Source organism: Paraburkholderia sp. SIMBA_053 (genome assembly GCF_046534895.1).
GTDB lineage: Bacteria > Pseudomonadota > Gammaproteobacteria > Burkholderiales > Burkholderiaceae > Paraburkholderia > Paraburkholderia caledonica.
In genome coordinates this window covers 1-3981 of the sequence record NZ_JAWRXU010000029.1, presented here as the reverse complement: position 1 = coordinate 3981, position 3981 = coordinate 1, and the positions used below count along the sequence as shown (strand labels likewise).

Here is a 3981-nt window from a genome sequence, read left to right as displayed (position 1 = left end):
CGATAGTGCAGATCGTTGCCGGTCTTGCCGACCGTGCAGAGTGCCGTGTTGCCCGCGGTCACGCCGGACAGCGCGACAGATTTCTTCGGTTTGAAGCCGCCTTGTGCGCCGGCGGATTGCGTTGTCTCGCTCATCTCCCGCACTCTCCTGTTTGTTTGCTCATTGCGCTGCTTCCCCGAAAAGCGGCGCTGCATCTTGCGGAACGGCCCGGCCAGTGGATTGCGCCCGGCGCAGCACCGACCAGTAATAGCGGTAGCTCGCGCGGTCATGCAACGTGTCGCGATAGCGCGTGGGTCCCCATTGGGCGGACTGCGCGGCCAGCAGAATGTCGGTGGCGGTGGCGATTTCTTCATCGCGTGGCGCGAACGCGGCCACGATTACCTCGACCTGCGCAGGGTGAATGCTCCACATGCGCGTGTACCCGAACTCGTTGCGTGCACGTGCCGCGTCGTTTGCAACCACGCTCATATCGCGCACTTCAGTGCTGACGTTGTGCGACGGCACCTTGCCGTACGCGTGGCACGCGGCGGAGATTTCGAGCTTCGCGCGGCGCACCAGCGGATGATCGAACTGCCCAGGCGAGCGCATTGCGGTATCGGGGATCGCGCCGTCGTGCGCGGAAACGAAGTCCATCAGGCCGAAGCTCAACGCTTCGACACCGGGCAACGCGGCAAGATCGAACACACGCGTCAGCGCGCCGTGTGTTTCAACCAGCAATTGCACTGGCACTGCTCTGGCGACGCCAAGCTCGCGCCGCGTGGCCTCGATATACGCGACCATTTCGGCGGCGTCGGGTACGTTGCGGATCTTGGGCAGGGTGATGTAGGCGGGCGCACGCTTTGCCGCGCGCAGAATCAGGCGGACGTCGTCGCGCCAGTGCGGGTGGTCGAAGTCGTGAATCCGTACCCCGACGCGGCCGAAGCGGTCATGCTCGCTGCCGAGCAGCGACGCGACGAGTTCCGCGTGCTCCGCTTCGTGGCCGACCTGCGCGCCGTCTTCGCAGTCGAGCGTGATGTCGAACACCGGGCCAAGTTGCTGCTGTAACGCTAGCGATTTCAGCATCAGCTTTTCGCTGCCGGCGTAGTGGTCGCAGGCAGGCAGCACAGCGGGCGGCACTTCGCCGTCAAACAGCACTTCGGCGGGTGTGAGGGCGCGCATCTTCGGCGTCAGGAGCGTGGGCTTTTGTTGAGGGAAAACCGATTCGGGCGCGTTCTGTCCGATCGTACAGGCAGGCAAAACGCGTTCGAATCAGGTGCGAATCGCGCGAAGCGCCAGATTGGCTCGCTTTGCTCGATTTGCACGAAAAAACCGGAACCCGCTGCGATGAAGCTACGGAGTTCCGGTTGTTCTGCATCAGGTGCTTAGCCGAGCAGATGCTGAACGCCTTCGCGCTCTTCCAGCAATTCCTGCAGCGTGGCGTCCATCTTCTCGCGCGAGAACGCGTCGATTTCCAGACCTTCCACGCGCTTGTATTCGCCGTTTTCGCAGATCACCGGCACACCGTAGATGATGTCTTCAGGAATGCCGTACGAACCGTCCGACGGGACACCCATGGTGACCCACTTGCCGTTCGTGCCGAGCACCCAGTCGCGAACGTGGTCGATTGCAGCATTAGCCGCCGACGCTGCCGACGACGAACCGCGTGCCTCGATAATCGCCGCGCCGCGCTTGCCGACGGTCGGGATGAACGTGTTGCGATTCCATTCGTCGTCGTTGATCAGCTTGGTCAGGCTCTGGCCTTCTGCGGTTGCGAAGCGGAAGTCAGGGTACATGGTCGGCGAGTGATTGCCCCACACAGCCAGCTTTTCGATCGAAGCGACCGGCTTGCCCGACTTCGCGGCCAGTTGCGACAGCGCGCGGTTGTGGTCCAGGCGCAGCATGGCGGTGAAGTTCTTCTTCGGCAAATCGGGTGCCGACTTCATCGCGATGTAGGCGTTGGTGTTGGCCGGGTTGCCGACCACCAGCACCTTCACGTCGCGGCTCGCGACTTCGTTCAGCGCCTTACCCTGAACCGTGAAGATTTCAGCGTTGGCCGACAGCAGGTCCTTACGCTCCATGCCCTTCGAACGCGGACGTGCGCCGACCAGCAGGGCGACGTCAGCGTCCTTGAATGCGACCTTGGGGTCGTCCGTGATCACGACGCCCGACAGCAGCGGGAATGCGCAATCATCCAGTTCCATCACGACGCCTTTGACGGCGCCTTGCGCTTGCGGCAGGTCGAGCAGTTGCAGCACAACCGGCTGGTCCTTACCGAGCAGATCACCATTGGCGATGCGGAACAGCAGGGAGTAAGCAATTTGACCTGCGGCGCCGGTGACGGCAACGCGCTTTGCGGGCTTAGCCATTGAGAAATCTCCAGGACGATGCGTTAGACGCTAGGGAAAACGCCATTCTATATGCGCGTTCCTCGAAGCGTTGTGAAACACGGCGGAATTCAGTGTTTGCGGACGCCCGCTGTCAGCCCATGAATTGCGGACCGACAGCGGCGCTGCGCCAAGACCGCCATGCCGGAAACCTGTACTGCCGAGCGCTCTCAGGCCGCCGTTTCGCGGCTGGTCCGACCCGCATGCGAAAACTTGGGGCGGCCCGGTATTTCTATGAGAGGGCGGGAGCGGACCAGCGAGGCGCCGCGTAGCCGCTGCACCTTGCGGCTCCTGCAAACAGCGCGTTTCGGCGAGCGTCTGACCAACGAATGGCGGCGAATCGAAACCTGGACTGCGTGGGAACAGCATGGTGCAGAGTGGCTGCCGGTGCGTCGCGGCGCTGCGAAACGAATGCAGATCGCAACTGCCAAAAAACCCCGCAAACCCTTGCTCGACAAGGAGTGTAGGAGTCGGCAGACGCAAAGTCAACCTTATCTTATGTCTTATATAAGACACATCTATTGCCGGGGAAACGCTGGACGCGGCCCAGCCCTTTATGATGAAATGCGCGCATGAATTCCAACCCGGCCAACACCACGAATCCGAACGGTCAAACGGCCGCTGGCGAAGGTGTATCCGCGAACGTCCCCACTGCGTCGCCCACTTTTAGCCCTTTGTATCAGCAGATCAAGGGGCTGATAACGCAGAGCCTCGAAAGCGGCGAATGGAAGCCCGGCGAGATCATTCCTAGTGAAGTCGAATTAGCGGCCAGATACAAGGTCAGCCAGGGCACGGTACGTAAAGCGATCGACGAACTTGCCGCCGAGAATCTCCTCGTGCGCCGTCAGGGCAAAGGCACGTTTGTTGCGACGCACAACGAGGATCGTGCGCAGTTTCGCTTTCTCCGGTTACTGGCTGATGACGGCGCCGAGCATCCGCACGTGAGCCGGCTGCTCGAATGCCGGCGTCTGCGAGCGTCGGCGGAAATCGCGCGGCAACTCGATCTGAAGCCGGCCGATCCCGTAGTTCTGATCAAGCGTCTGCTGCAGTTCGACGGCGAAGTCACCGTACTCGACGAAATCTGGCTGCCTGGTGCCGTATTTCGCGGACTGACGCTCGAGCGGCTCTCGGAGTACAAAGGTCCCCTGTACGCGATGTTCGAGACGGAATTCGGCACCCGCATGATCCGCGCTACGGAGAAAATCCGCGCGGTCGCGGCGGAGCCGTCGGTGGCCGATCTGCTGCACGTGCCGCCGGGTTTCCCGCTGCTGTCGGTGGAGCGCGTGTCCTATACCTACGGTGACAGGCCGGTGGAAGTCCGGCGAGGTTGGTATGTCACAACCGGGTATTACTATCAGAACGATCTGAGCTGAATCGGGCTGAATGAAGGCGTGGCATCTCGTGTGCGCGCCTTTTGACGGTGCCTTTATTGCGCGTGCTGCAACGGACCTGTCGGGGTTTTCGCTGCAGCGCGATATGAAAAGGCGCTAAAATTGCGGATTAGTGTGACTACAAGTAGGGGTCTAGCATGGCTGAAGCCGTAAAAAAACCGAGGCCGGAATTCCGGAACATCGGTATCGGGCAGATATTGACGGCGTATCGCCTGCCGCTTGCAGGG

General features: G+C 61.5%; 3 protein-coding genes and 2 pseudogenes. 2 read left to right on the top strand and 3 right to left on the bottom strand.

Going from position 1 to position 3981, the window contains the following annotated elements; genetic code table 11:
• The 3 genes and pseudogenes from SB753_RS34255 to SB753_RS34245 form a co-directional block, all read right to left on the bottom strand.
• Nucleotides 1-134: pseudogene (locus tag SB753_RS34255) on the bottom strand (2-methylcitrate synthase); the annotation flags it as partial.
• Between the two features lie 25 nt (nucleotides 135-159).
• Nucleotides 160-1158, bottom strand: coding sequence for an HpcH/HpaI aldolase/citrate lyase family protein (locus tag SB753_RS34250; protein ID WP_410804464.1), 999 nt, complete (start codon nucleotides 1156-1158; stop codon nucleotides 160-162).
• Between the two features lie 203 nt (nucleotides 1159-1361).
• On the bottom strand, nucleotides 1362-2345 hold the full coding sequence (locus tag SB753_RS34245; protein WP_020071600.1) for a malate dehydrogenase: 984 nt from the start codon (nucleotides 2343-2345) through the stop codon (nucleotides 1362-1364).
• Between the two features lie 590 nt (nucleotides 2346-2935).
• On the opposite strand from SB753_RS34245, the gene SB753_RS34240 reads away from it, so the two are divergent.
• Nucleotides 2936-3736 carry a GntR family transcriptional regulator gene (locus tag SB753_RS34240; protein ID WP_410804463.1) on the top strand — a complete coding sequence of 267 codons (801 nt, stop codon included), beginning with the start codon at nucleotides 2936-2938 and terminating at the stop codon, nucleotides 3734-3736.
• Nucleotides 3737-3891: 155 nt separating this feature from the next.
• A pseudogene (locus SB753_RS34235) lies at nucleotides 3892-3981 on the top strand (succinate dehydrogenase, cytochrome b556 subunit); the annotation flags it as partial.